The sequence below is a fragment of the Methyloversatilis sp. genome (genome assembly GCF_030698125.1).
Taxonomy (GTDB): Bacteria; Pseudomonadota; Gammaproteobacteria; order Burkholderiales; family Rhodocyclaceae; genus Methyloversatilis.
Window position 1 is genome coordinate 50268 of record NZ_JAUYNV010000024.1, and the last position, 25805, is coordinate 76072.

A 25805-nucleotide genomic window follows, 5' to 3' on the forward strand; every position below is an offset into this window, starting at 1 on the left:
CAGTGACCCGACCCAGTGGCCGCCGGCCCGATGAAGCGCGCACGCTGCGCATCACCCGCAATTTCACGCAGCATGCGGAAGGCTCGGTCCTGATCGAAGTCGGTGACACGCGCGTGCTGTGCACCGCCAGCGTCGAGGAAAGCCTGCCGCCCTTCCTGCGCGGCAAGGGCCAGGGCTGGGTGACCGCCGAGTACGGCATGCTGCCGCGCTCGACGCACACGCGCAGCGCGCGTGAGGCCGCCAAGGGCAAGCAGAGCGGACGCACGCAGGAAATCCAGCGCCTGATCGGCCGCAGCCTGCGGTCGGTCACCGATCTGGTCGCGCTCGGCGAACGCCAGATCACGCTCGACTGCGACGTGCTTCAAGCCGATGGCGGCACGCGCTGCGCGTCCATCACCGGCGCCTGCGTGGCACTGCACGATGCGCTGAGCGGCTTGGTGACGCAGGGCCTGATCGCACGCAACCCGCTGCGCGAGCTGGTGGCGGCGGTGTCGGTCGGCATTCATGAAGGCACGCCGGTACTCGATCTGGACTATCCGGAAGATTCCGCCTGCGATACCGACATGAACGTGGTGATGACCGCCAGCGGCGGTCTGTGCGAAGTGCAGGGCACGGCCGAAGGCAAGACGTTCTCGCGCGCCGAGCTGGGCACGCTGATGGATCTCGCGCAAGCCGGCATCGAAGGGCTGATCGCCGCACAACGTCGTGCACTCGGACTGCCATGAAAATCGAAAAACTCGTGCTGGCCAGCAACAACGCCGGCAAGTTGCGCGAACTGTCGGCAATGCTGGCGCCGCTCGGCATCGAAGTGGTCACGCAGGCCTCGCTCGGTGTCGCCGAAGCGGACGAGCCGCATGTCACCTTCGTCGAGAACGCACTTGCCAAGGCCCGTCATGCCTCGCGCGAAACCGGTCTGCCCGCGCTGGCCGATGACTCCGGCCTTTGCGTGCGTGCGCTCGGCGGGCGGCCCGGCGTACTGTCGGCGCGCTATGCCGGCGAGCCGAAGTCCGATGTCGCCAACAACGCGAAAGTGGTGGCCGAACTGCATGGCATCGAGGATCGCCGGGCACATTTCTATTCGGTCATCGTGCTGGTATGCGACGCCGACGACCCGCGGCCGCTGATTGCCGACGGCGAGTGGCACGGCGAAATCATCGAGTCGCCGCGCGGCGATGCCGGCTTCGGCTACGACCCGCACTTCTGGGTGCCGTCGCTTGAACAGACCGCCGCCGAACTGGCACCCGAACTGAAGAACACGCTGTCGCATCGCGCCTCGGCCATGCGCCACCTGCTGACGCGGCTGCAGGCGCTCACCGGCGGATGAGCCGGGTCATTCCGCTGGTCCCGGCGCGCTCGCCCAGGTCGGGGCACTCGCCGGCCGATCAGCCGGCCGCACTCGAATTCACCGCACCGCCGCCGCTCGCGCTGTACATCCACTTTCCGTGGTGTGTGCGCAAGTGCCCGTATTGCGATTTCAACTCGCACACCGTGCGCGACGGCATTCCGGAAGACGCCTACCTCACGGCGCTGGTCGCCGACCTCGAAGCGTCGCTGCCCGACATCTGGGGCCGGCGCATCCACAGCATCTTCTTTGGCGGCGGCACACCCAGCCTGATGTCGCCCGCCGGGCTGGACCACCTGCTGACGGCGGTACGCGCCCGCGTGAATCTGTCGCCGGGTGCGGAAATCACGCTCGAAGCCAACCCTGGCACGGTGGAAGCCGAACGCTTCGCCGGCTTTCGCGACGCCGGCGTGAACCGGCTGTCGATCGGCGTGCAGAGCTTCGATGACCATCACCTCGCCGCCCTTGGCCGCATCCACGACGCCACCGAAGCGCAGCGCGCGGTCGAACTGGCACAGCGCACCTTCGAGCGGGTCAACATCGACCTGATGTATGCCCTGCCACAGCAGACGATGCGCGAAGCGCTGCGTGACCTCGACACCGCACTGGCCACCGGCGTGACCCATCTTTCCTGCTACCACCTGACGCTGGAACCCAATACCCCGTTCGCGGCGCATCCGCCCGAGCTTCCGGATGACGACGCCTCGGCCGACATGCAGGAGGCCATCGAGGCACGATTGGCCGACGCCGGCTTCGTGCATTACGAAACGTCGGCTTTCGCACAACCCGGTCAGCAGTGCCTGCACAACCTGAACTACTGGCAGTTCGGCGACTACCTGGGCATCGGTGCAGGCGCGCACGGCAAGCTGAGTTTTCACGACCGGGTACGGCGCGACATGCGGCACAAGCATCCGAACGCCTATCTGGAAGCCGCCGCGCAGGGCCGCTTCGTGCAGGAATCACGCGAGGTCGGCGCTGCCGAACTGCCGTTCGAATTCATGATGAATGCCGCGCGCCTGAACGACGGCTTCCACATCGAACTGTTCGAACGCCACACCTCGCTGCCGATCGACCGCCTCATGCCGAAACTGCTCGAAGCGCGCGAAGACGGCCTGCTTGAACTCGACAGCGGCCACATCCGGCCAACCCTTCGCGGCCGACGCTTCCTGAACGAACTGCTGCAGCGGTTTCTGGACTGAAGCACGCCACTACCAAAAACGGAAGGAAGTGCCTTCTGCGCGTGCGACCCTTCGGACTTGCGCCTCGATGATGTTCGGGTGCGGAAGCCCCGGGGGGGCACGCCGTCCTATTTGCGCGAACCGCGCGTAAAAGCACCAACGCAGATCAAACCGGCGAGCAAGCTGGCATAGGTTTCCGGTTCCGGCACACTGGAAATCAGATAGACAAAGCCGTCGTTACTCAAGGCGAGCATTTCTCCCCGGTCATTGATCGACAAGGCAGATGTAAATACAACACCGTGCATGGATATTTCCGCAATGGAGTTCAAATCACGAACAACGCCATTGTTCCAGACGAAGGCGTAATCCAGCCCCGATTGACTGCGACCTGAACCCACAACCTGCCCCGATTGGTTGATGCCATTGAAGCGCGCAGACTGGCCGCCGAACGTCCCCAGATCAGTCAGGTATCCGTCTTGCCACATACCCGCGTGCTCTTCGAGATGTCCATCGGCATTTCGAAAATTCCGTGTGAGGGTTACGAATCCCGAGTCGTTGATATCGGAAGGAATCCATTCGCCCAAGTCCGTCATCTTTCCGTCGGTCCAAACGAAACCAAGGAAGTTGCCTGAGCTGCTCCACATCGAACCGATAGCCTGACCGCCATTATTCACGCGGGAAGCCGAATAATTTTCATCGGTTGCATCAAGCTCCGGGCTCGACCCGAGGTCCATGACACGCCCGTCTTTCCACATGACTGCTCGATTGCCGGACGCGACACGACTCGATCCGACGATGTACCCCGAATCACTGATGTCATAAGCCCAATCGTCAAGCACGCCACCAGGCAAGCTTTCCAAGGCCGTCATGGCGCCCTTCTCAGCCACAAAGGCCCTTGTCCCGAGCACCGTGTTGCCTAGTGCATCGGTGATCTCCGCCGTACTCGTGCCCACAACGTGCCCGAGGTTATTGATACCAAATGCGCCGCTTGCACTGCCGCCAGGCAAGAAACCAATAATCGACAATGCGGCGTTCTGCCACACCACTGCACGCGGCATTCCCGTGAGCGGGTCGAGATCGACTGTCGCAACCTGACCGGCATTATTCAGTGCCTGCGCGCCAAACAGCATGGGGCCAACCCTGGTCACGCCCCAGTTTTCAGACGCCGCACGGGTGCTGAATGAAACAGACAGCAAACCAAGCGATACCAACAAGAGCAATGCATTACGCGGGGAAAAAGCCATGGTTGTCCGACCTCTATTGTATTGATGAAACGCAAATAGCATTAGCAGGAACAAGTCTGTGGCATAAGGTCGGGAACGTCAATTTTTCCATGCCGTCGACACATTTGTTTTGGAACCGAATCAACCGACCAAGGGCATCACCCACGATTCCCTTCGGAAAGCCCTCTGGCCGACCCCGTACTTCCTCAGCCCCTGCGCCGGAAAATGACGTCCCACACGCCGTGCCCGAGACGCAGGCCGCGCGCTTCGAACTTGGTCAGCGGACGGTAGTCCGGGCGCGGCGCGAAGCCATCGGCGGTGTTCTCGAGCAAAGGTTCGGCGGACAGCACGTCGAGCATCTGCTGGCCGTAGTCCTCGATGTCGGTCGCACAGTGCAGATAGCCGCCGGGCGCCAGTTTCGACGCGAGCTGTGACACCAGCGTCGGCTGGATCAACCGGCGCTTCAGGTGGCGCTTCTTCGGCCACGGGTCGGGAAAATACACATGGATGCCGGCCAGCGAGGCGGCGGGAATCATGTCGCGCAGCACCTCGACCGCATCGTGCTGGATCACCCGCACATTGTGCAGCCCCTGTTCGGCGATCAGCTTGAACATCGACCCCACGCCCGGGCCGTGCACTTCGATGCCGATGAAATCGGTGTCCGGTCGCGCAACCGCGATTTCGGCGGTGGTGAAGCCCATGCCGAAACCGATTTCCAGCACCACCGGCGCATGCCGCCCGAACACGGCTGCGCAGTCGATCGCCTGCGCCGCGTACGGGATGCCCCAGCGCGGCATGCCTTCTTCGATGGATCGCGTCTGCGCCGGCGACATGCGGCCCTGGCGCAGCACATAGCTGCGGATGTGACGGTGTTCCGGGCTGTCCGGGGTATCGGTCATGAAAGGCAATCAGGCGGGCGGCCCGCTCGGGCCGCGGTGTCGGACGATGGCATCAGGCAACTGCCGCTCAGCGGCCCGGCGTGATCAGGCCCGTGCTGGGCGAACTGGGCGCAGCGCTGTACAGCTTGCGCGGCATGCGGCCGGCGAGGAAGGCTTCGCGACCGGCTTCGACCGCCTTCCTCATCGCACTGGCCATCAGCACCGGCTGCTGTGCCCTGGCGATCGCGGTATTCATCAGCACACCGTCACAGCCCAGTTCCATCGCGATGGCGGCATCGGAAGCCGTACCGACGCCGGCGTCGACAATGACCGGCACGCGCGCGTTGTCGATGATGAGCCGCAGGTTCCATGGATTCAGGATGCCCATGCCGGAGCCGATCAGGCTGGCCAGCGGCATCACCGCCACGCAGCCGATCTCTTCCAGCCGCTTGGCCTGTATCGGATCGTCAGAACAATAGACCATGACGTCGAAGCCGTCCTTCACCAGCGTTTCGGCGGCGGCCAGCGTTTGCGGCATGTCGGGGAACAACGTGTCGGCGTCACCCAGTACTTCGAGCTTCACCAGGTTGTGGCCGTCGAGCAGTTCGCGCGCCAGGCGCAAAGTGCGTACCGCGTCGTCGGCGGTGTAGCAGCCGGCGGTGTTGGGCAGCAGCGTGTAGCGATCCGGCGGCAGCACGTCGAGCAGGCTGGGCTGGCCGGGTTCCTGTCCGATATTGGTACGGCGGATCGCCACCGTGATGATTTCGGCGCCCGACGCTTCTATCGCGTCGCGTGTTTCGTCGAAATCACGGTATTTGCCCGTGCCTACCAGCAGCCGCGACGAAAATGTGCGGCGGCCGACCTGCCATGTATCGCTGCTCATCTGTATATGTCCGGATCAGCCTCCACCCACCGCGACGACGATTTCGACCCGGTCGCCATCGACCAGGCGTGTATCGGCATGCTGCGCACGCGGCACGATGCAGCCATTGCGCTCGACCGCGACCCGCTTGCCGGCCAGATCGAGTGCCGCAAGCAGCGCGCCGACCGTGGTATCCGGCGCCAGCGCCCGCGTTTCGCCATTCAGGGTGATGGAGGACATGTGGGAAGTCTCGCACGAAGTCTACAGCGAATGGCTGGCCTCGTCCGCCGCGCCCGGCAAACAAAAAAGGGCCACTCCGCGGAGTGGCCCTCGCACCGTGAATGACGCGCTCAGAAGGCGTAACGGATGCCGGCGATCACCTGACGTTCGCGGCCGGCGAACTTGCCGTCCACCCGGCTGACCAGATATTCGCGGTCGGTCAGGTTGTAGGCGCTCAGGAAATAGCTGGTTTTCGAGCCTTGCGGACGGAAATTCATCGTCGCGTTGAACACGGTGTAGGACGGGATGGTGCCTTCCTGACCGGTCAGGTCTTCAACCCGCGTGTTTTCTCCATCGGCAAACTGCTCGCTCACGCGATCGGCACCGAGGCGGGCATCGAAGCCGTGCGGGTTCTGATAACCCACGGCGACCGACAGCAGATGCTTGGGCGCATAAGGCAAGCGGTTGCCGCTCACGATATTTTCTGCCGCAACATCCCGCTTGAACTTAGCCGAAAACAGATTCGTCCAGGACCCGGTCAAGTAAATGTTGTGGGTCGAGTTGTAAAACTGGCCGAAATCAATGCGACCAGCCACTTCAAGCCCTGTCTGCTCGGATTTGCCACCGTTGAAGAAGCGTCCGTTATCCTCAATGACGATCTCGTCAAAGTCGGTGTAGAACAGCGTTGACTGGAGACCGATGCCCTTGAAGTAGGACGAACGCAGGCCAAGCTCCCAATTCGTACTTTCTTCCGGTCGCGTCTTGTTCACATTGGCGGTGTTGGCACCTCCCGGGGCGACGATGTCGCGATCCGGGCGCGGCGGCGCGAAACCCTTGTGCACACCGGCGAACACCGTGGTGTTCTGTATGCCATTCCAGGCAATGCCAAAGCCCGGCAGCACCTTGGACTGATTGTTGTTCAAATCCGATTCCGGATTGTCCTGCGCTTGGCCTTCGGCACGGCGCACATCGGTCCTGATCTTCAGGTCTTCGTAACGGATGCCCGGCGTGATGGAGAAATCGCCGATATAGAAGGTGTTCTGCACGTAATAAGACTTGGCCTCGACGGTGATGTCGATCTGCTCGCGATGACCCTGACCGCCATTCACGCCAATGAGCGAATCTGTGAAGCTCTGGCTCTGGATGCGCGGATCGTTAGTGCGGAACTGGTTACGCTTAATATCTTCCTCGTGATAACGGAAGCCGACCACCGCGTCGCTGGCGATGCCGAAGGTGTTGTGCTTGAAGTCGAGGCGCGGCTCGATGCCCCAGTAACGGTAGTCGCGCGGACGCCAGCGGCCGCCGCACTGATCGGCGTTGGCCAGGTTGGCGGTGCTGACGCCGCCCGGACAGCGGTCAAGCGCCGAGCGACCAGCATTGGTGCCCGGATCGTTGATCTGGCGGAACGATGCACGGTCGGCATCGACGTAATAGGCCTGAGTACTGAGCTTCGCGGCTTCATTGACCTGGAAGATGTGCTGCAGTTGCAGGCTATTGCGCTCGTGCAAAAAACGGTCGTTGCGGCCGGTCGGTGCCTGGAACTTGTCTTCCGCATACTCAACCGACCCGAGACCGGTCTCCGTGATGTGCGAATCTTCCTTGTAATGACCGATCTTGCCGATCAGCGTGTGATCGCGGTTGATGTTCAACTGGCCCTTCATGCTGACCTCGAACACGTCGAAGTCGTGGTTCTTGCGCACGCCGTCGCCCTTCTTTTCGATGACGTCGAGCATGACGCCACCCATTTCGCCACCCACACCGACATTGGCGTGCAGACCCTGATAGTCATTGTTGCCCCAGGTCGCGCTGACGCTGCCGGCGATGCCCTGCTTCGGAATCGGCTTGGTGACGAAGTTGATCATGCCGCCGATGGTCTGCGGGCCGTACAGCACCTGACCGGAGCCCTTCACCACTTCGATACGCTCCACCCGGTCGATCGGCGTGGAATAGTGCGCCGACGGATCACCATACGGCGCGAGGAAAAGCGGCATGCCATCTTCCAGCAGCAGCGTGCGCGAGGTACGGCGCGGGTTCAGACCACGGATACCGATGTTCAGGCCCAGACCGAACGAGTCTTCATCGACCACATGCACGCCGGGCACGGTGCGCAGCGCTTCCTTGATCGAGAACGGACGCTGTGCTTCGAGTTGCTCGGTGTCGAGCACCGAGGTGGATCCCGGAATGTGTTCGAGCTTGTAGGGCAGGATGCTGCCGCGGACGTTGATCGTATCGACCTCGACGGTTTTCTGCGCAGTCGACTGCGCGAAGGCCGCCGACGGAAGGATGAAACAGCCGGCGATGGCTGCGGCGAGCAGCTTGGGCTTGTGCATGGGAGCTCCTCGGTTGGACAATCAACTATTCGTGCTCTAATGAATTAGACGTCGGCGCAATATAGAGAGACACGCCGCGTGGCCGTAGGGAAAGATTCCCGACCGGCGTGAAGTGCGGCTTTTTCGCAACAAATCCTGTCCGGCGCGGTCGCATGCGCTCGTACAGACATTCGGGAGACTTGTGGTGAACAACATCCGCCGATTGATTCGCATTGCCCTGATGGCATCACTGGCCGCTTCTACGGCTGCACACGCCGCCGATCTGACCAAACAGGAACCCGTCACCGTCACGCTCAAGCTGGGCACCGTTGAAGGCCAGCACCGCTTCACGCCCGACTCGCTGACGCTGGAGGCCGGCAAGCTGTACAAGCTGCGGCTCGAAAATACAGGTAGCCAGCCCTACTATTTCGGTTCGGCGGGCCTGGCCGACATGGTCTACACGCGCAAGGTCGTGGCACTGGATGCAGCCGGCAAGGTGGTAGCCGAAATCTACGGTCCGATCCGCCGCATCGAGATTTCCGCCGGGCACACCACAGAGTGGTGGTTCCTGCCGGTGCGCACCGGCGTGTTCGACGATGTGATATCGACGAAAAAGCTCGCCGACGGCGGCATGCGCGCCACGATAGAAGTGAAGTAGAGACCCCGGCTGCGCATCCTGTGACGGGATACGCGGCCGTTCCGGCGTACAATCCGCGGCGTTGCGGGTGTAGTTCAATGGCAGAACGGCAGCTTCCCAAGCTGCATACGTGGGTTCGATTCCCATCACCCGCTCCAGGCATTCCTTTCGACGCCCCCCCCGGATTCCCCGCTGCCCGCTAAGCCGCCAGCCGCGGTCGTCGCGATCCTGCGCTTCCTCTTTTCCTACAGCCAGCCAAACGCTGCGCCACTAGACTGGAAGCCGTTTTTTCTCCGCATTTCAGCAGCCCCGGGTGTCCTCAGCGCCCGGCCTGCACGCTGGGTCCATGACCCGCTCTCCAGGCCGACGAACAGTCGGTCCGCATGTCACACAATCCGGGAGATTTCCATGCGCCTGCGACGCCTGCCGCCATTGCTTGCCCTTTTTTTTCCTGCCTTCATGCTGAGTGCGCCCGGTCATGCCGACGAGATCGAACTGACCAACGGTGACCGCATCACCGGACGCATCGTGTCCAAGGCCGGCAACGAGCTGGTCGTGCGCACCGACTACGCAGGCGAACTGCGGCTGCGCTGGGACCTCGTGAAAAGCCTGCGCACCTCGGAACCGGTCACCGTGATGACCGCAGGTGGAGATCTGCTCAACAGTGCGCAGCTGGCCGCCAGCGAAGCCGACAAGGTGGCGCTGTCGAATCCGAGTACCGAAGGCAATGTGAAGCGGGAGGACATCGCCTTCATCAATCCGACACCGGAGCAGTCCGGCAATGGCGTGAGCTACAGCGGCCGGGTCAATATGTCGGCCGCACTGGTGCGCGGCAATGCCGAGAATGACCGCATCTACGGCGATGGCGCGCTGGACGCGCGCGCCAAGGGCTACGCCTGGGGGCTCGGCATGAAAGTGGACCGGCGCAAGGACCGGGGTGTGAAGACGGCGCAGCAATGGCTGCTCAACGGCAACTACGACCACTTCGTCAATGAGCGTCAGTTCATCTACGCGCGCACCTCGTTCGAACAGGACAAGATCAAGGACATCCAGCTGCGCACGACGGTCGGTGCCGGTTACGGCTGGCAGATCTTCGAGGACGAACAGACGCGGCTGTCTCTGCGCACCGGTCTCGATTACGTCAATGTCGACCGCATCGTCAGCCCGGACGACGACTACCCGGCGCTCGGCTGGGGCGTGCGCGCCTCGCACTGGCTGTTCGACCGGCGTGCCGAGCTGTTCCATGACCAGGACGGTTTCTGGAGCGTCGCCGACACCCAGCAGCGGACCATCCGCTCGAAAACCGGCGTGCGCCTGCCGATCGCCGCGGGCATGACCGCGTCGGCACAACTCAATGCCGATTGGGAGCGAACACCGGCGCCCGGCCGCAAGGCCGTCGATTCGACGTTGCTGCTCGGCCTGGGTTACGCCTGGTAATCAGGGCTTGTCTTCCGGCTTGTCGATACCACGATAGCCACCGCCGAAATACAGCAGCGGATCACCGGCACTGCGTTCGAAGCGTTCCACCCGGCCGACGAAAATGAGGTGATCGCCACCGGCGTACTGGATGTCGTTGCGGCATTCGAAACGCGCGAGACACCCTTCCAGCAATGGCGCGTCGCCAAGGCCCTGGCAGGTGGCAAGCCCGGCGAAGCGCTGTTCTCGACTGCCGGCGAAACGGCTCGACAGCGCCTGCTGCTGCGCACCCAGCACATGGATGGCGTAGTGCGAGCAGGCGCGGAAAGCGTCTTCGCTTGGCGAGCCACACATCAGGCTCCACAGCACCAGAGGAGGCTCCAGCGACACCGAATTGAAGGAGTTCACCGTCAGGCCAACCGGATCGCCGTTGGGCGCGCGGGTGGTGACGATGGTGATGCCGGTGGCAAACAGCCCCAGCGCATCGCGGAAGGCGCGGCTGTCTCGTGCAGGGTTGTTCATCGCGATGTGCGGAACCGCGTGGTCGCGTCCGGATGCTGGATCGGACATGGCACTGCCTGCGCGGCAGCACGCGCGGGTCGGGCGGGCGGGTAGGTCATCAGGCGGACTAACGTGTGTGAGCGCCGGCCGATTATCGCCGCTTTTGCAGCCGGCCAGCGCCCGGCGCCTACAATCCGCTGCCGAGCCACGCTTCGCGATACGACATGGCGCCACAAACCGACGAATCCCCCCTTGTGCAGAACGACGACTTCGCGCCGACTCTGGTGCGCTGGCAGCGTCTGCACGGCCGCCATGACCTGCCCTGGCAGCACGGCGACGCCTACGGGGTATGGGTGTCGGAAATCATGCTGCAGCAGACCCAGGTGCAGACGGTGATCGGCTACTACGCCCGGTTCATGGCGCGCTTCCCGACGCTGGCAGCCCTCGCGACGGCTGACGAAAGCCACGTGATGGAGTCATGGAGCGGTCTGGGCTACTACGCCCGCGCGCGCAACCTGCATCGCGCGGCGCGCGAGATCATGCAGCGCTTCGAGGGGCGTTTCCCGGCGGCGGTCGCCGACATCACCAGCCTGCCCGGCATCGGCCGCTCGACCGCCGCCGCCATCGCCACCTTCTGTTTTGGCGCACACGAACCGATACTCGATGGAAATGTGAAGCGGGTGTTCGCCCGCGTGTTCGGCATCGAAGGCTTTCCGGGCACGCGCACGGTCGAACAGACGATGTGGGCGCAGGCGCGCGAACTGATGCCCGCGAGCGACGGTGCGGCCTACACGCAGGCCTTGATGGATCTGGGCGCCACCGTGTGCACGCGCGGCCGCCCACGCTGCGCCGACTGCCCGCTGCGCGAGCGCTGCGTCGCTCATCGGGACGGCCGCCAGCGCGAATTGCCGGCGCCGCGGCCGGCGAAGGTGCGACCGCAGCGGCTGCGTTTTGCACTGCTGATCGAATGCGCGGGCCGCGTGCTGCTGGAACGCCGCCCGGGTCAGGGCATCTGGGGCGGTCTGCTGAGCCTGCCGGAACTGACTGCGCAAACCCGGCCCGATGCGCTGGCCGAAGCAGGACGCTGGCTGGCGAACCACGGCCTGTCGGACCACGCTGCCGAGGTGATGGCGCCGGTCGTCCATGGCTTCACGCATTTCGAATTGCATCTGGTGCCGCTGCATGTATGCATCGCTGCCAGCGCAGCGCCTGTGCTGGCAGCGGAAACCTCGCTGCACTGGCAGCCGCTGGGCAGCGCCACCGCGGCGGCGCTGCCGGCGCCGGTGCGCAAGCTGCTCGCGCAGCACGATGCAGGCCGCGGCACGCCGCGACGCCAGCCATGAAGTGCCGCGACGGCTGCGGCGCCTGCTGCATCGCGCCCTCCATTTCCAGCCCGATTCCGGGCATGCCTCACGGCAAGCCGGCCGGTGTGCGCTGCATCCAGCTTGACGAACACGAGCGCTGCCGCATTTTCGGCTTGCCCGAGCGCCCGGCCTGCTGCGGCGGCCTGCAACCTTCGGCCGACATGTGCGGCGACGGAGCCGCCCATGCACTGGTGTGGCTGGCAGCGTTGCAGCGCGCAACCGACAGCTGAATATCTTGCCGGGTGCGCTGGCCTACTGGCGACGCGGGGCCCTTGGGACAAACCCGGGAATGCGGCAAATTGGACTCGCTTTTCGGGGCCTGTGACCGGCATCACACGGAGTACCGTTGGCGCATTGCGTTCCGTGGGCCATCCGCCATGCACCTGTTCCGCGCCCTCACCGTGCAGTTCATTGCGTGGGCCGTTGCCGTGTTTGCCTTGCTGTACACGGTGTCGCCGCCTGCCGGCCTGACGGCGGTCGTCATCATGCAGGGCGGCATCGCCGCCGCGCTTGCGCTGGCCATGGGCGCGCCGCGCTGGTGGGTCATCATCCACCTGCTTTTTTCACCGCTGGTGGTCGGAGCACGCGCGCTCGGCATTGCACCCGCGTGGTATCTGTTCGCCTTCCTCGCACTGTCGGCCATCTTCTGGTCGACCTTCCGTACGCGCGTACCGCTGTTTCTGACCAATCAGGCGACCGCACGCGCGCTGCTCCTGACGCTGCCGCAGGACAGGCCGGTACATCTGGTCGATCTGGGCTGCGGCACCGGCAGCCTGTTGCGCCGGCTGGCCATGTCGCGCCCGGACTGCCGCTTCACCGGCGTCGAGAACGCACCGCTGCCCTGGCTGATCGCCCACCTGCGCAACCGCCACCTGCCGAACGTGACCATACGCCGCGATGATCTGTGGTCGGCCCACCTCGGTCACTTCGACGTGGTGTACGCCTTCCTGTCACCGGTGCCGATGCCGAAGCTGGGGCGCAAGGCAGCGCTGGAAATGCGCCCCGGTGCGCTGCTGATCGCCAACAGCTTCGAAATACCGGGGCTGAGCGCGGACCGCGTGGTCGAGGGCGAGCCCGGAGCGCGTGAGCTGTATGTCTACAGTTTCGCCTGCCGACGGAGCAACAACGAACCCGCCGCAAGTGGCGCGAACGCGGAATTGACGCCGGTTACGGCCGCAGTTCCGGGCGATGCCGGCGGGCTTGTCGCGTAACAATCACTCATCGAATTGCACTGGATGCGTCGGGGACGATCAATATGGCTGAAATCATCTGTGTCATCGGCAACAAGGGCGGCACCGGCAAGACCACGCTGTCGCACATGCTCTGCCAGGGGCTGGGGCTGCTTAACCAGCGTTCGGTATGTGTACTGACCGACATCGGGCGCGAGCCGCTGGATCCGGAAGGCCGCCGCTACCTCACGGCTGATGCGCGGTCACGGGATGCACTGGCCAAGGTGGTGGAGAAGATCCGCGGCCTGAACAAGTGGATCGGCGTCATCGATGGCGGTGCCAACCGCAGTGACATGGATCGCCACCTGTACAGCCTCGCACACCTCGTTCTGTTGCCGTTCCGTGATTCGCACGAAGACATGCGCACCGTGCAGCAGGACCTGGAAGCCTTCCCGCGCGCGCTGGCGTTGCCGATGCAGTGGCCGACCAACAGCTGGGCACGCGAAGCAGCCGACCGTACGGTCGAAGCCCAGTTGGGCGCCTACCGCAACCGCATTCTGGAGCCGGTGTTCGCGATTTCGTCGTCGAAACAACTGCTGCAGAAACGCATCCCGGACACGCTGCCGTCACCGCTGGCCAATGCCTGCCGCCGGGTTGCCGCACCGGTGCTTGACATCCTGCGCATCGAGCACGAAGAAGTCGATATAGACGCCGAAGACACGATGGAAGAGCACACCCAGGTGCAGTCTCGACGCGAAGTGGACGCCGCGATCGGCGCTCACTGACCGATCGGGTGATGCCGGCCGCCGGTCAGTGCGAGCGCCGGCGAGTTTGCTCGCGTGCCAGTGCAATCAGAAGCTGGGCACGCGAACCGACCTTGTAGGCACTCAGGATGCGGCTGACGTGCACCTTGACCGTGCCTTCGGCCAGTCCAAGCGATTCGGCGATTTCACGATTGCTGCACCCCTCGGCCAGCAGCAGCAGCACGCGCTGCTGCGCACGCGTCAGGCCATTGGTCGCCGGCGCATCGACGACCTTCGACCGCGCGGGTGGCGTGTATAGATTGCCGGCGAGCACTTCGCGCACTGCCGCAACCAGTTGCGCGCCCGAATCGCCCTTCGACACGAAACCCGAGGCTCCCTGACGCATGGCGCGGGAAACCGTTGGTCTGTCGCTCAGTGCCGACACCACCAGCACCGGTAGCGAAGGGTCGCGCTCGCGCAGCGTCGCGAGCAGGGAAAAACCGTTCATGCCCGGCATGATCAGGTCGGTTATCACCAGATCGATGTCGTCGCGTTCGTCGATCAGCGTGAGCGCGTGAGCCGCGTCCGTCGCCTCGATGACACTGAGGGCGCCGCCAAGCCGGGAAAGTGTCTGCGCCAGCCCCTCGCGCACCAGCGCGTGGTCGTCAATGACCAGTATGCAACTCAACGTAAACTCCTTTGCTCGGCTGACCGCAGCGTGACCGCGCTGGCTCACATGATGCGGACCTACGAAGCATGTCGGATGAACAGCGATATCGGATGTCCGCATTTCGATTCTAATCGCGCACAAACCCTGCCTGGTTCATCCATATAGATTACGTCTTAAGTTATATTTTTCAGCGCGGCATTGTGTCGTTTCCGCCATCATGACCGCCTGTGAAAATGTAAGCTGGCAGACGACATTCCTGCGCAAGCACCATGAAGATACTGATCGTTGATGACCATCCGTTGATCCGCGAGGCACTGCGCCACGTGTTGCCCGGCCTCGCTGCCGACATCCGGCTGTATGACGCTTCTGACCTGGAGAGCGGATTGGCGCTGGCCGATCAGCATCCGGATCTTGACCTCGCACTGCTCGACCTGACCCTGCCGGGTTGCACCGGCATGAGCGCGCTGCGCACCTTCCGCTCCGCTCAGCCGGCACTGCCCATCGTTGTGCTGTCCGGCTTCGACGATACGGACACCGTCATTTCGTCACTCGACGAAGGGGCCATGGGCTTCATTCCGAAGTCCAGCAGCAATGAAGTGCTGCTGGGCGCACTGCGCCTGGTGCTGTCCGGTGGCGTGTACGTGCCGCGCCAGGCGATCGCCGGCGAATACGGTCTCGGTGCACCGCGCCGCGATGACGCCCCGCGCAAGCCGCAGACTGCATCGGACATCGGCCTGACCGAACGCCAGTCCGAGGTGCTGACGCTGATGGTTCAGGGCATGCCGAACAAGGAAATCTGCCGCGAACTGAATCTGGCCGAAGGCACGGTAAAGGTACACATCACTGCCATCCTGAAGGCACTGGGCGCCACCAACCGCACCCAGGCCGTCGTCGCGGCGAGCCGTATCGGCCTCAAGCTCGGTCCGTCGGGCGGCTCGCAATGACGGTGCAGCCGGGCATTCCGGTGCCCGAAAAGACGACGATCGAATCGCTGACCCGCGAACGCGGCGATGCGGCGGCCCTGCTCGACGCGCATGAACAGTCACTGCTCGACAAACAGGTGCGCGCCACCCAGATCGACATGCTGTATGCGAACCTGCGCACTGCCTTTGGCGGCCAGATGCTCGGCACGGCGCTGGTGGCGGTCACCATGTACACCGCCTTCCCGCTGATGACGGTCGCGCTCTGGTTTGCTGCGTCGGTCGCCAACCAGATTTCGCGTCTGGTGCTGCTGCGGATGTACAACCGCGCCGCCCCGGATGCCGACGACGCGCCGCGCTGGGGCAACTACTGGCTGGTCGGCGCAGCGGTTTCGGGTGTGCTGTGGAGTTCCACGCTGTGGCTGTTCTTCAGTCCGGATGCGCCGCAACAGCAGATCGTGCTCATGTCGTTGCTGGTGTCGGTGTGCGGCGTGGCAGTCGCCATTACATCCATGCATCTGCCGAGCTACTACGCCTTCCTGTTCACGACGCTGCTGCCGGTGATTGCCCGCTATATCTGGGAAGGCGGTCGTTACGACCTGCTGATCGCATTCATCGTGACCGTGCTGATGGTCGCGTTGTGGAAGGTAGGCCGCAATTTCAATGCACTGATCGAACGTGCGCTGCGCAGCCGCTATGCCAACGAGGTGCTGAGCAAGCGGCTGGAGGCACAGAACGTCGAACTGTCGCAGGCACGCGACCGTGCCGATCAGGCCAGCCGCGCGAAAAGCCAGTTCTTCGCAGCAGCGAGCCATGACCTGCGCCAGCCGCTGCATGCGATGGGCCTCTTTGCCGCAGCCCTGTCGGCCAAGGCACGCGAGCCCGACGTGGCGAATCTGGTGACCAGCATCAGCAGTTCGGTCGAGGCGCTGGAGGGCCTGTTCAACGAATTGCTCGACATTTCGAAGATCGACTCCGGCAAGGTGAAGCCGGAAATCACCGACGTGTCGGTCACCGCGCTGTTCGACCGTCTGCGCATGGACTTCGAACCGGAAGCGTTCGACCGCGGCCTGTCGTTCCGCATGCCGTCGCGCAGCGCATGGGTACGCAGCGACCCGGTGCTTCTCGAACGCATCCTGCGAAACCTTATCTCCAATGCCATGCGCTACACGCGCACCGGTGGCGTGCTGGTCAGCACCCGGCTTCGCAAGGGCAAACTTCGTTTCGAGGTGTGGGATACCGGCATGGGCATTGCACCAGACGATCAGGCGCGCATCTTCGAAGAGTTCGTGCAGCTGGCGAACGCAGAACGCGACCGTCGCAAGGGGCTCGGCCTCGGCTTGTCCATCGTGCAGCGACTGGCAGCGCTGCTCGGCCATCCGGTCAGCCTGTCATCACGACCCGGTCGCGGAACGGTGTTCCGGGTTGATGTTCCGATGGGGCGTGCGCCAGTCGTGCGTGTTACAGCGGCCCGTGTCGAACGCAGCCAGGCTGATCTCGGCGGGCGCTGCATTCTGGTGATCGACGACGAGGCGAGCATCGTCGACGGCATGAGCGCGCTGCTCGGCAGCTGGGGTGCGGAAGCGCTGATTGCCGGCACCGCGGCCGAGGCAATGGCGCAGGTCACCGCACGTGACGCGCCGCCCGATCTGATCATCGCCGACTATCAGCTGCGCGACGGGGAAATCGGGCCGGAAGTGGTGACCGCCATACGCAGACACTTCGGCACCGAGATTCCGGCCATTCTGGTGACCGGCAGTGCAACGCCGGAACGACTGGAGGAAGCGCGCGATCTCGGTCACCACCTGCTGCTCAAGCCGGTCATGCCGGCCAAGCTGCGCACGCTCATCCAGTTCAAGCTGAAAGAGGCATTGAAAGCCTGAACGGGAGCAGGTCTAGACCAAAAGGACGATTGCTGCCCGACACCCCGTTTAACAGAATGAAGGTGTTGTGCACGTTGTGTCCCTTGACGCGGTCTGCGAAGGCCGCGTTTTCTTTTGTGCGTCGGCTTTGCGTGGCGCCTGAACCATCCGGGGACGGGAAGCGCGCTCATCTGGCGCGCCGCTGCTATGCTTTGCCGACATTCTGCGACAGAGGTGACGACATGGCTGGCGATCCTTCCCAGTACGATCCGATGGAATTTCTCCGCTCGGTATGGGGGCAGATGCCCTTCCCGGTACCCGGTTTCGTGACGCCTACGCTCGACGTCGGCGAACTCGACAAGCGGATAGCCGATCTCAAGGCAGTCGAAGGCTGGCTGCGCATGAACATGGGCATGCTGCAGACCAGCATCCAGGGGCTCGAAGTCCAGCGCGCCACACTGGCCACGATGCAGGCGATGGCGGCACACGCCGGCGGCACCGCACCAGCGCCTTCGCCTGCCGCTTCCGCAAACCCGATGCAGGCCTTCGGCAATGCGGCCATGTGGCCGTGGTCGGTGATGCAGAACAGTGCGCCCACCCCGCCTGCCGCGGCACCGGTCGTCAGCCCCGCCCCACCCAGCGATGGATAACAGCCGCAGGAACTAGTTCGTGAATACCTTTGCAGCGAGCACCGCCTTTCACGAAGACTGGCCGGTTGCGATGGACCGGGCTCTCGGCGCGCTGGACATTCCTGGCGGCGCCAATCTCGGGTTCGTTTATTTCACGGACCAATACGGCAGCGACGTCCAGGCCATGGTTGACCGGCTGACGCTGCTGACCGGCATTCCCAACTGGGTCGGCACCTGTTCCCTCGGCGTGATCGGCCGAAGCAGCGCGGCACAGAACCTTCCCGGTCTGGCGCTGCTGGTCGCCTGCCTGCCGGAGGGCAGCTTCCAGGTCTTTTCCGGGCGTGATCGCCTGCCCAACATGCTGGGCACGGATGCGGGGCGCGAGCAGCCATACTTTGCGGTCGTACACGCCGACCCGTCGACGCCGGACATGAGCGACCTCATCACCGACATGGCAACCAAGGTGTCGAGCGGTTTCATTACCGGCGGTCTGGCGCTGTCGCGCGGCCAGGCGCCGATGATCGCCAACGGCGCGCTGTACGGCGGCATCAGCGGCGTGGCGTTCAACGAACAGGTGAGCATCACGACCCGACTGACCCAGGGCTGCTGCGCCGTCGGCCAGGCGCGCATCGTCACCGCCTGCGACCAGAACGTGGTGACCGAGATCGATGGCCGGCCGGCGCTCGATGCCTTCCTCGAAGCCGCCGGCACCTCGCTCGGTCAGGATCTGCGCCGTGCTGCGCGCTACATCCTTCCCGGACTGGGCATTCCGGGGCGCGACGACGCCGAGTTCCGGGTACGCAACGTGATTGCGCTCGACCCGGCGAGCGGCGTGTTCGCCATCAACGACGGCGTCGAGGTCGGGCAGCGCATCCGCTTCTACCGGCGCGACGGCGACTGCGCACGCGCCGACATGATGCGCATGCTGCACGAACTGCGCGACTCGCTCGAAGCACCGCCGAAAGCGGCGTTATATGTGTCGTGCGCGGCGCGCGGCGAGCACATGTTCGGCAACGACAATGCCGAACCAGACATGCTGGAAGCCGTGTTTCCAGGTCTGCCGGTGGCCGGTTTCTTCGCTGGCGGCGAAATTTCGCATGATCAGCTGTACGGCTACACTGGCGTGCTGACCCTGTTTCTATAGCGGATGCCATGGCACGAAACCCGAACGACCACCCCGATCAGCCGCGCGTTGGCGAAGGCCGGCTTGATCGGCGCGGGTTCCTGAAGCACGGCGCGACGCTGGCGGCTGTCACGACGCCGGCCGTCGCACAGGCGACGCAAGTCGGCGGGGATCTGCCCTGGCTGCATGTGCCGGGCCAACCCTTTTCTGGCTACGGACAGCCTTCGCCGCACGAGCGCTACACCGCACGGCGCATCGGTGCCAACCGCGCGGTTGCCGGAAACGGCGTGTCGTTCACACCGCTGGAAGACCTTGAAGGCACGATCACGCCAAACGGCCTGCATTTCGAGCGCCACCACAACGGCGTGCCGCAGATCGATCCGGCACAGCATCGTCTGGTCGTGCATGGCCGGGTGCGCCAACCGCTGAGCTTCGATGTGAAGTCGTTGCTGCGCTACCCGATGCGCTCGCAGTTGCTGTTCATCGAATGCGGCGGCAACAGCAACGCCGGCTGGCACGCCGAACCGATACAGCGTCCGGCCGGATCGGTGCATGGTCTGGTGTCGTGCGCCGAATGGACCGGTGTGCCGCTTTCCATCCTGCTCGACGAGGCAGGCGTGGATCCGGGGGCCTCGTGGGTGATCGCCGAAGGGGCGGATGCCGGCGCGATGAACATGAGCATTCCGCTCGGCAAGATGCGTGACGACTGCCTGATCGGGCTGTACCAGAACGGCGAACGGCTGCGCCCGGAAAATGGTTATCCGATGCGGCTCATCGTGCCCGGCTGGGAAGGCGTGCTGCATGTGAAGTGGCTGCAGCGGCTTGAAGTTGCCGACCAGCCGGTGATGTCGCGCAACGAAACGTCGAAATACACCGAATTGCTGCCGTCGGGCAAGGCGCGCCAGTTCACCTTCACGATGGGTTGCAAGTCGTTGATCACCACGCCGTCGCACGGCCAGACACTACGCCAGCCGGACGTATATCAGATCAGCGGTCTGGCCTGGAGCGGTCACGGACGCATCTCTCGGGTCGAAGTGTCGGCCGACAACGGTCGCCACTGGTCCGACGCGGCGTTGCAGTCACCGGCACTGCCGCGCTGCTTCACGCGCTTTCGCCTGCCGTGGCGGTGGGACGGCAAGCCGGCGGTGCTGAAAAGCCGCGCGACCGATGAAGCCGGCAACGTGCAGCCGGAGCGCGCAGCGCTGATCGCGGAACGCGGCCGTGCCGGCTACTTCCATTACCACGCAATCGTGGCCTGGGCGGTCGAGGACGATGGACTGGTTTCGCATATTTATTAAAGGCGCAGCGCTGACCGCGTTGCTGACCGGCTGTGCCACGCCGTTGCCCCCGCGCATCGAGGCGCCGAAGCTGGGCACGCCGGTCACTGCCGACACGCTCATTGCGCAGACGCTCAACGTATTTCCGGACGGTCGCGGCCTGCCGTCCGGGCAGGGATCCGTTGCCGAAGGCGCGCGCCTGTTTGCGCGACATTGCGCCGGCTGCCACGGCAAGGACGGGCGCGGCGGCACGGCAGAGGAACTGACGGGTGCGAGCCGGCCGCTCGACCATCCGGCAGCCGACAAGACGATTGGCAGCTACTGGCCGTATGCCACCACATTGTTTGATTTCATCCGCCGCGCCAAGCCGATGGGGGCACCGGGTACGCTGAGTGCCGACGAGGTGTATGCGCTGAGTGCGTGGCTTCTGCACGCCAATGGCCTGATCGCCGCCGACACGGTGATGGATGCCGCGCGGCTGGCCGCGTTACGCATGCCCAACCGGGACGGCTTCCTCCGGATTGAAGCGCCCTGAGTCGCCTGCCCGTCAGCGCAGCCCGACGCGCAGTGCAAGCGCGCCGATCATGACGGCCGCAAAGGCGAGCTCAAGGCCGGATTCCGAAGACTGATCGAACAAGCCGGCAAGCGGGTAGGTCTGTCGGGTGTTCTGCATCGACGACGCCCGGACGTCGTTGCAGGCAGGGCCGGCGGTCACACTACCTCTTGCGTCGGCGCACGCAGCATGCGCGTCGTGTGCTTCAACGGGCAGCACAACCAGCAAGGTCGAACACAGGGCAATTCGCGGGAGAAGAGATCGAATGTTGCAACGCATGATGCACTCCTTCTTCGATAGCGGAATACATCGAAGGCAATGCAACTTCGGGGCCAGCCGACAGACCCTGATCAACATTTTGTTTTTAAACAACTAATCTCGAAGCCTCCGCGCCTGTCCGCCGCCGGCATGGTGCAGCACGGTGCAGTCGCACTATTGCAGTGCAGCAAACGGGAAGCAACGATCACACGGCGAATTCGGCGATCAATCTGACCAAGGTTTCGCCGTAGCGCTCAATCTTGCGGCTGCCGAAGCCGGCAATTTCGGCCAGCTCGTCGCAGTCACCCGGCCGGTTGCGCGCCAGTTCGATCAGCGTGCTGTCGTGCAGGATGACGTAGGCCGGGACCGACTGGGTACGCGCCTCGTCGAGGCGCCAGGCTTTCAATGCGCTGAGCAGGTCGGCATCGACGCCTTCCGTAGAGATCGGAGCGGCCGCCCGACTGCGCCGTGCGCCGGATTCCTTCATGCGCTCGACGATGCGCCGCATCATCACCGTCCGTTCGCCGCGCAGCACCGGGCGGGCGGCGTCGGTGAGCACCAGTGCGCCAAAGGACTCCTGATCCACGCGCGCAAACCCGAGGGCCACCAGCTGGCGGAACACGCTGCGCCACAGGTTTTCGTCTTCCGCCTTGCCGATGCCATGCACCGTCAGCTTGTCGTGACTCCACTGGCGGATGCGCTCGGTGTCCTTGCCGCGCAGCACGTCTATCAGATGGGTGGCACCGAAGCGGTTACCGGTACGGTAGATGGTGGACAGTGCTTTCTGCGACGCGACAGTGGCGTCCCACGTTTCCGGCGGGTTCAGGCAGTTGTCGCAATTGCCGCACGGAGTGCTCTGCTCGCCGAAATAGGCCAGCAGATGCACGCGCCGGCAGTGCGCGGTTTCGCACAGGCCGAGCAGCGCATCGAGCTTGCTGCTCGACATGCGCCGGAAGGCTTCATTGCCTTCCGACTGATCGATGAAGCGACGCTGTTGCACCACATCGGCCAGACCGTAGGCCATCCAGGCGTCGGCCGCCGTGCCGTCGCGACCGGCCCGACCGGTTTCCTGGTAGTAGCCTTCGATCGAACGCGGCAGGTCGAGATGGGCGACGAAGCGCACGTCCGGCTTGTCGATGCCCATGCCGAAGGCGATCGTGGCCACGACAACGATACCGTCCTCTCGCTGGAAGCGCGCCTGATTGACGGCACGCGCCCTGGTGTCCATGCCGGCGTGGTAGGGCAGCGCCTTCACCCCCTGCGCAACCAGCCACTCGGCGGTTTCATCCACCTTCTTGCGCGACAGGCAGTAGACGATGCCCGCGTCGTCCGGATGTTCGGTGCGGATGAAGCGCAGCAGCTGCTTGCGTGCGTCGTCCTTGTCCACGATGGTGTAGCGGATGTTCGGACGGTCGAAGCTGGACACGAAGACACGCGAATCCTGCAACGCAAGCCGTTCGATGATTTCTGCGCGGGTCGCCGGATCCGCGGTTGCCGTCAGCGCAATGCGCGGCACGTCGGGGAAGCGCTCGTGCAGCACCGACAGTTGCAGATACTCGGGGCGAAAGTCGTGCCCCCACTGAGCCACGCAGTGGGCTTCGTCGATGGCGAATAATGCCGGCCGGATATGGCTCAGCAGATCGAGGCAGCGCGGCGTGTTCAGCCGTTCGGGTGCGACGTACAGCAGATCGAGCGACCCATCGAGCAGGCGTCGCTCGACGTCGCGTACCTGATCGAGATCAAGCGTGGAATTGAGGAAGGCGGCGCGCACACCGAGCAGCGTCAGCGCCGCCACCTGATCCTGCATCAGCGCGATCAGCGGCGACACCACCACCGCCGTGCCAGGTCGGAGCAACGCCGGCACCTGATAGCACAGCGACTTGCCACCGCCGGTAGGCATCAGCACCAGCGCGTCCCCACCGCCAGCGACATGTTCGACGATGTCGCCCTGGGCACCGCGGAAACCGGGATGACCGAACACGTCCTTCAGGACGCGCAGCGCGCCTTCACGCATCGCGTTGCGCCCGGTAACCGTCGGCTCGCAGACCCTGCATCACCATCGTCCGAACGCGAGTTTCAGCGCGAACCCGAGCGGTTGCGCGGCGAAAAGAGCGCCGGCGCCTGGGGTCGGCGCGCATCGCCTCGACGGGCATCGCCCGGACGCGGCATCACATTGCCATTCACCTCGCGCGGCGCGGCGGCCGCTGGCTGGATGCGGTTGCCGCGGTTGTCATCGTCGTCATCGTGCGTACGCGCCGGTGCGCGGTTGCCGCCACCGCTGTTGCCCGACCCGGACGTACGACCCGCGGTATTGCCGTTGCGTGGTGCGCCGCCGCCCGGGCCGCGACCGGCTCCACGCGGTGCCGGTGCGCCGCCTGCAGCCTTGGGCTGTGCAGCACGTGCCGGACGATCACCGCTGGCGCGCGGCGCATTGCCTGCGGCGGGCTTGCGACGCGGCGCGTCGGTGTTGCGCGCACCGCGGCCCGGCGGACGAGGGCCGCGATCCGGCTCCTCGACCACGATGCCGGGCACGAAGCCTTCAGCGGTCGCTTTGGGGATGGCCTGACGGGTGACCTTTTCGATCGCGCTCAGCAGCTTGACCTCTTCACGATCCACCAAAGAGACGGCGGATCCGCTGGCGCCCGCCCGCCCGGTACGGCCGATGCGGTGCACATAATCTTCCGGCACGCTGGGCAGCTCGAAATTAACGACGTGCGGCAACTGGTCGATGTCCAGCCCACGCGCGGCGATATCGGTCGCGACCAGCACACGCAGCGAATTGCTCTTGAAATCGGCCAGCGCGCGGGTGCGTGCGTTCTGGCTCTTGTTGCCGTGGATCGCCAGCGCGCTGATGCCTTGCTTGTCGAGCTGTTCGGCCAGCCGGTTGGCGCCATGCTTGGTGCGCGTAAACACCAGCACCTGTGTCCATTCGCCCGTACTGATCAAATGCGCAAGCAGATGGCGCTTCTGCTTTTGTTCCACCATGTAGACGCTCTGATCCACACGCTCGGCGGTCGTGTTTCGTGGTGCGACTTCGACCTCGGCAGCGTTGTTAAGCAGGCCATGCGCCAGTTCGCGGATTTCCGGCGAGAAGGTGGCAGAGAAAAGCAGCGTCTGGCGGGTCTTCGGCAATGCGGCGATCACCTTGCGGATATCGCGGATGAAACCCATGTCCAGCATGCGGTCCGCTTCGTCGAGCACGAAGATTTCAACGCCCGACAGATCCAGCGTCTTTTCGCCGAGGTGATCAAGCAGACGCCCCGGCGTAGCGACCAGGATGTCGACGCGCTGCTTGAGCCCCTGCAGTTGCGGGTTCATGCCGACACCACCAAAGATGACCATCGAGCGCATGCCGGCGTGCACGCCGTAGGTGCGTACCGATTCCTCGACCTGCGCAGCAAGCTCGCGCGTCGGTGTAAGCACCAGGACACGCGGGCGGCCCGGCGGAATCTTTGCCGGGCGGTTGATCAGCGTGTGCAGGATGGGCAGCGTAAATCCGGCGGTCTTGCCGGTACCCGTCTGCGCGGCGGCCAGAAGGTCGCGCCCGGCCATGACGAGCGGAATCGCTTTTTGTTGAATGGGGGTGGGTTGCGTGTAGCCCTCTTCCGAAATGGCGCGCAACAGCGGTTCAGCCAGGCCCAGCCCGGCGAAATCGACTTCAGTGTTCAAACAGATCTCCAGCGACGGCCCGTCGCTCAAGCTGAGTGACACCAATACAGGCAGACAAATGAGTGACTTCCAGTAGGGAGGCGGGTGCCTCCTGTCGTCAGTGTGACGACGGAAGGTGCCTATTGGTTAGGCACACGCAGAGTGTACAGGGCTTCGGGGCAGAAGTCTTGCATTGCTGCACACCGGGTGCGTTTCAGGCGGCGGGTCGGTGAGCGAGGAGATGATCGATCGTTGCCGCGGCAAGCGCGAAGCCAAATCCGCCGGTTACGCAAACGCTGGAGCCGTAACCGGCACAGTTCAGGCCCTGCGGCGCGCTTCCGGTATCGCAGTTCTCTGCATTCGGGCGGCGCATCGTTTCCGACGAAAACACCACGTCGATACCGAATGGCGCCTTGTCGGGAAAGGCTATCCGCCCGCTCTTGCGCAGTAGCTGGCGTACGCGTGCCAACAGCGCGTCTCCCTGTGCGGCCCCGAGATCGGCGCTCCGGATGCGCGTGGGATCAGTGCGTCCGCCCGCGGCACCCGCCATGAACAGCCGGACACGCATCGCCTGGCAGTGCAGCGCCATGGCGACCTTGGCCGACACCTGATCGGTGCAGTCAAGCACTGCATCGTAATGGGCCCCAAGCACCTCGGCCACATTGTCCGGCGACACGAAATCCTCGAATGACGTTACAACGCAAGCTGGATTGATGGCGGCAATGCGTTGCGCCATCGCTTCGGTCTTGGCCATGCCGAGTGTGGGCACGAGCGCCTGAATCTGACGGTTGATGTTCGACTCGGCAACGTGGTCGAGATCGGCAATTGCGATGTGGCCAACGCCGCTTCGGGCCAGCGCTTCGGTTGCCCACGAACCAACGCCGCCGATGCCGACGACGAGTATGGCTGCGCGCTCGAGTGCAACCAGCGCCCCTCGTCCGTACAGACGGTCGACACCGGAGAAGGCGCGAGGCGATTCCCGCTCATCGTGAGTCGAATTCATGAGAACGCTGTCATGAGGACA

At 64.2% G+C, this 25805-nt stretch carries 26 protein-coding genes and 1 tRNA gene; 16 read left to right on the forward strand and 11 right to left on the reverse strand.

What is annotated here, in order from left to right:
* Positions 1 to 2 precede the first annotated feature (2 nt).
* Genes rph through hemW form a run of 3 tightly spaced genes read left to right on the forward strand, consistent with a single transcriptional unit; the run spans position 3 to position 2541 of the window.
* Positions 3 to 725, forward strand: a complete 723-nt coding sequence (gene rph / locus Q8Q80_RS09630; protein ID WP_305632708.1) for a ribonuclease PH — start codon at positions 3 to 5, stop codon at positions 723 to 725.
* Entirely contained in the window at positions 722 to 1324 is a 603-nt protein-coding gene (gene rdgB / locus Q8Q80_RS09635; RefSeq protein WP_305632709.1) for an RdgB/HAM1 family non-canonical purine NTP pyrophosphatase, read from the forward strand. Before rph ends, rdgB begins: the two co-directional genes overlap by 4 nt.
* On the forward strand, positions 1321 to 2541 hold the full coding sequence (gene hemW / locus Q8Q80_RS09640) for a radical SAM family heme chaperone HemW (protein ID WP_305632710.1): 1221 nt from the start codon (positions 1321 to 1323) through the stop codon (positions 2539 to 2541). The genes rdgB and hemW overlap by 4 nt, the downstream gene beginning before the upstream one ends.
* 107 nt (positions 2542 to 2648) lie before the next feature.
* On the opposite strand, the gene Q8Q80_RS09645 is transcribed toward hemW, so the two are convergent.
* From Q8Q80_RS09645 to Q8Q80_RS09665, 5 genes are all read right to left on the reverse strand, one after another.
* Positions 2649 to 3764: a hypothetical protein gene (locus tag Q8Q80_RS09645; protein WP_305632711.1), complete on the reverse strand. Its 1116-nt coding sequence runs from the start codon at positions 3762 to 3764 to the stop codon at positions 2649 to 2651.
* 185 nt (positions 3765 to 3949) lie between these two features.
* Entirely contained in the window at positions 3950 to 4642 is a 693-nt protein-coding gene (gene trmB / locus Q8Q80_RS09650) for a tRNA (guanosine(46)-N7)-methyltransferase TrmB (protein ID WP_305632712.1), read from the reverse strand.
* A 67-nt stretch (positions 4643 to 4709) separates the two neighbouring features.
* On the reverse strand, positions 4710 to 5504 hold the full coding sequence (locus tag Q8Q80_RS09655; protein ID WP_305632713.1) for a thiazole synthase: 795 nt from the start codon (positions 5502 to 5504) through the stop codon (positions 4710 to 4712).
* A 15-nt stretch (positions 5505 to 5519) separates the two neighbouring features.
* Positions 5520 to 5723: a sulfur carrier protein ThiS gene (gene thiS, locus Q8Q80_RS09660; protein WP_305632714.1), complete on the reverse strand. Its 204-nt coding sequence runs from the start codon at positions 5721 to 5723 to the stop codon at positions 5520 to 5522.
* 110 nt (positions 5724 to 5833) lie between these two features.
* Positions 5834 to 8032 carry a TonB-dependent receptor domain-containing protein gene (locus Q8Q80_RS09665; protein ID WP_305632715.1) on the reverse strand — a complete coding sequence of 733 codons (2199 nt, stop codon included), beginning with the start codon at positions 8030 to 8032 and terminating at the stop codon, positions 5834 to 5836.
* A gap of 184 nt (positions 8033 to 8216) precedes the next feature.
* Here Q8Q80_RS09665 and Q8Q80_RS09670 point away from each other — a divergent pair, with 184 nt between their 5' ends.
* The 3 genes from Q8Q80_RS09670 to Q8Q80_RS09680 all read left to right on the forward strand — a co-directional run bounded on the left by Q8Q80_RS09670 (position 8217) and on the right by Q8Q80_RS09680 (position 10085).
* Complete coding sequence (locus Q8Q80_RS09670) at positions 8217 to 8669, forward strand: hypothetical protein (protein WP_305632716.1); 453 nt, start codon at positions 8217 to 8219, stop codon at positions 8667 to 8669.
* A 63-nt stretch (positions 8670 to 8732) separates the two neighbouring features.
* Positions 8733 to 8806 (forward strand) — tRNA-Gly (locus Q8Q80_RS09675).
* 250 nt (positions 8807 to 9056) lie between these two features.
* A complete protein-coding gene (locus tag Q8Q80_RS09680; protein WP_305632717.1) occupies positions 9057 to 10085 on the forward strand; it encodes a YdiY family protein in 1029 nt (342 codons plus the stop codon).
* On the opposite strand, the gene Q8Q80_RS09685 is transcribed toward Q8Q80_RS09680, so the two are convergent.
* Positions 10086 to 10634: a flavin reductase family protein gene (locus Q8Q80_RS09685; protein ID WP_305632718.1), complete on the reverse strand. Its 549-nt coding sequence runs from the start codon at positions 10632 to 10634 to the stop codon at positions 10086 to 10088. It lies immediately after the preceding gene.
* A 155-nt stretch (positions 10635 to 10789) separates the two neighbouring features.
* On the opposite strand from Q8Q80_RS09685, the gene mutY reads away from it, so the two are divergent.
* The 4 genes from mutY to Q8Q80_RS09705 all read left to right on the forward strand — a co-directional run bounded on the left by mutY (position 10790) and on the right by Q8Q80_RS09705 (position 13883).
* Entirely contained in the window at positions 10790 to 11908 is a 1119-nt protein-coding gene (gene mutY / locus Q8Q80_RS09690; protein WP_305632719.1) for an A/G-specific adenine glycosylase, read from the forward strand.
* Positions 11905 to 12159 carry a YkgJ family cysteine cluster protein gene (locus Q8Q80_RS09695; protein WP_305614610.1) on the forward strand — a complete coding sequence of 85 codons (255 nt, stop codon included), beginning with the start codon at positions 11905 to 11907 and terminating at the stop codon, positions 12157 to 12159. Before mutY ends, Q8Q80_RS09695 begins: the two co-directional genes overlap by 4 nt.
* A 147-nt stretch (positions 12160 to 12306) precedes the next feature.
* Positions 12307 to 13140 (forward strand): trans-aconitate 2-methyltransferase, encoded by an 834-nt coding sequence (locus Q8Q80_RS09700; protein ID WP_305632720.1) that lies wholly within the window; start codon positions 12307 to 12309, stop codon positions 13138 to 13140.
* A gap of 44 nt (positions 13141 to 13184) precedes the next feature.
* Positions 13185 to 13883 carry a hypothetical protein gene (locus Q8Q80_RS09705; RefSeq protein ID WP_305632721.1) on the forward strand — a complete coding sequence of 233 codons (699 nt, stop codon included), beginning with the start codon at positions 13185 to 13187 and terminating at the stop codon, positions 13881 to 13883.
* A gap of 25 nt (positions 13884 to 13908) precedes the next feature.
* Here Q8Q80_RS09705 and Q8Q80_RS09710 read toward each other — a convergent pair whose 3' ends face one another.
* Positions 13909 to 14529, reverse strand: a complete 621-nt coding sequence (locus Q8Q80_RS09710; protein ID WP_305632722.1) for a response regulator transcription factor — start codon at positions 14527 to 14529, stop codon at positions 13909 to 13911.
* 251 nt (positions 14530 to 14780) lie between these two features.
* Here Q8Q80_RS09710 and Q8Q80_RS09715 point away from each other — a divergent pair, with 251 nt between their 5' ends.
* The 6 genes from Q8Q80_RS09715 (at position 14781) to Q8Q80_RS09740 (ending at position 20857) form a co-directional block, all read left to right on the forward strand.
* Positions 14781 to 15455, forward strand: coding sequence for a response regulator transcription factor (locus Q8Q80_RS09715; protein ID WP_305632723.1), 675 nt, complete (start codon positions 14781 to 14783; stop codon positions 15453 to 15455).
* Entirely contained in the window at positions 15452 to 17314 is a 1863-nt protein-coding gene (locus Q8Q80_RS09720) for a hybrid sensor histidine kinase/response regulator (RefSeq protein WP_305632724.1), read from the forward strand. The genes Q8Q80_RS09715 and Q8Q80_RS09720 overlap by 4 nt, the downstream gene beginning before the upstream one ends.
* Positions 17315 to 17535: 221 nt before the next feature.
* Positions 17536 to 17943, forward strand: coding sequence for a PhaM family polyhydroxyalkanoate granule multifunctional regulatory protein (locus Q8Q80_RS09725; RefSeq protein ID WP_305632725.1), 408 nt, complete (start codon positions 17536 to 17538; stop codon positions 17941 to 17943).
* Between the two features lie 19 nt (positions 17944 to 17962).
* Entirely contained in the window at positions 17963 to 19066 is a 1104-nt protein-coding gene (locus tag Q8Q80_RS09730; RefSeq protein ID WP_305632726.1) for an FIST N-terminal domain-containing protein, read from the forward strand.
* Positions 19067 to 19074: 8 nt separating this feature from the next.
* A complete protein-coding gene (soxC, locus tag Q8Q80_RS09735) occupies positions 19075 to 20343 on the forward strand; it encodes a sulfite dehydrogenase (protein ID WP_305632727.1) in 1269 nt (422 codons plus the stop codon).
* Complete coding sequence (locus tag Q8Q80_RS09740; protein WP_305632728.1) at positions 20318 to 20857, forward strand: c-type cytochrome; 540 nt, start codon at positions 20318 to 20320, stop codon at positions 20855 to 20857. The genes soxC and Q8Q80_RS09740 overlap by 26 nt, the downstream gene beginning before the upstream one ends.
* A gap of 12 nt (positions 20858 to 20869) precedes the next feature.
* On the opposite strand, the gene Q8Q80_RS09745 is transcribed toward Q8Q80_RS09740, so the two are convergent.
* The 4 genes from Q8Q80_RS09745 to Q8Q80_RS09760 form a co-directional block, all read right to left on the reverse strand.
* Positions 20870 to 20995, reverse strand: coding sequence for a hypothetical protein (locus Q8Q80_RS09745; RefSeq protein ID WP_305632729.1), 126 nt, complete (start codon positions 20993 to 20995; stop codon positions 20870 to 20872).
* A gap of 343 nt (positions 20996 to 21338) precedes the next feature.
* Positions 21339 to 23147 (reverse strand): DNA helicase RecQ, encoded by a 1809-nt coding sequence (recQ, locus tag Q8Q80_RS09750; protein ID WP_305632730.1) that lies wholly within the window; start codon positions 23145 to 23147, stop codon positions 21339 to 21341.
* 62 nt (positions 23148 to 23209) lie between these two features.
* On the reverse strand, positions 23210 to 24802 hold the full coding sequence (locus Q8Q80_RS09755; protein WP_305632731.1) for a DEAD/DEAH box helicase: 1593 nt from the start codon (positions 24800 to 24802) through the stop codon (positions 23210 to 23212).
* Positions 24803 to 24995: 193 nt separating this feature from the next.
* Positions 24996 to 25784 carry a tRNA threonylcarbamoyladenosine dehydratase gene (locus Q8Q80_RS09760; RefSeq protein WP_305632732.1) on the reverse strand — a complete coding sequence of 263 codons (789 nt, stop codon included), beginning with the start codon at positions 25782 to 25784 and terminating at the stop codon, positions 24996 to 24998.
* Positions 25785 to 25805: the final 21 nt, after the last annotated feature.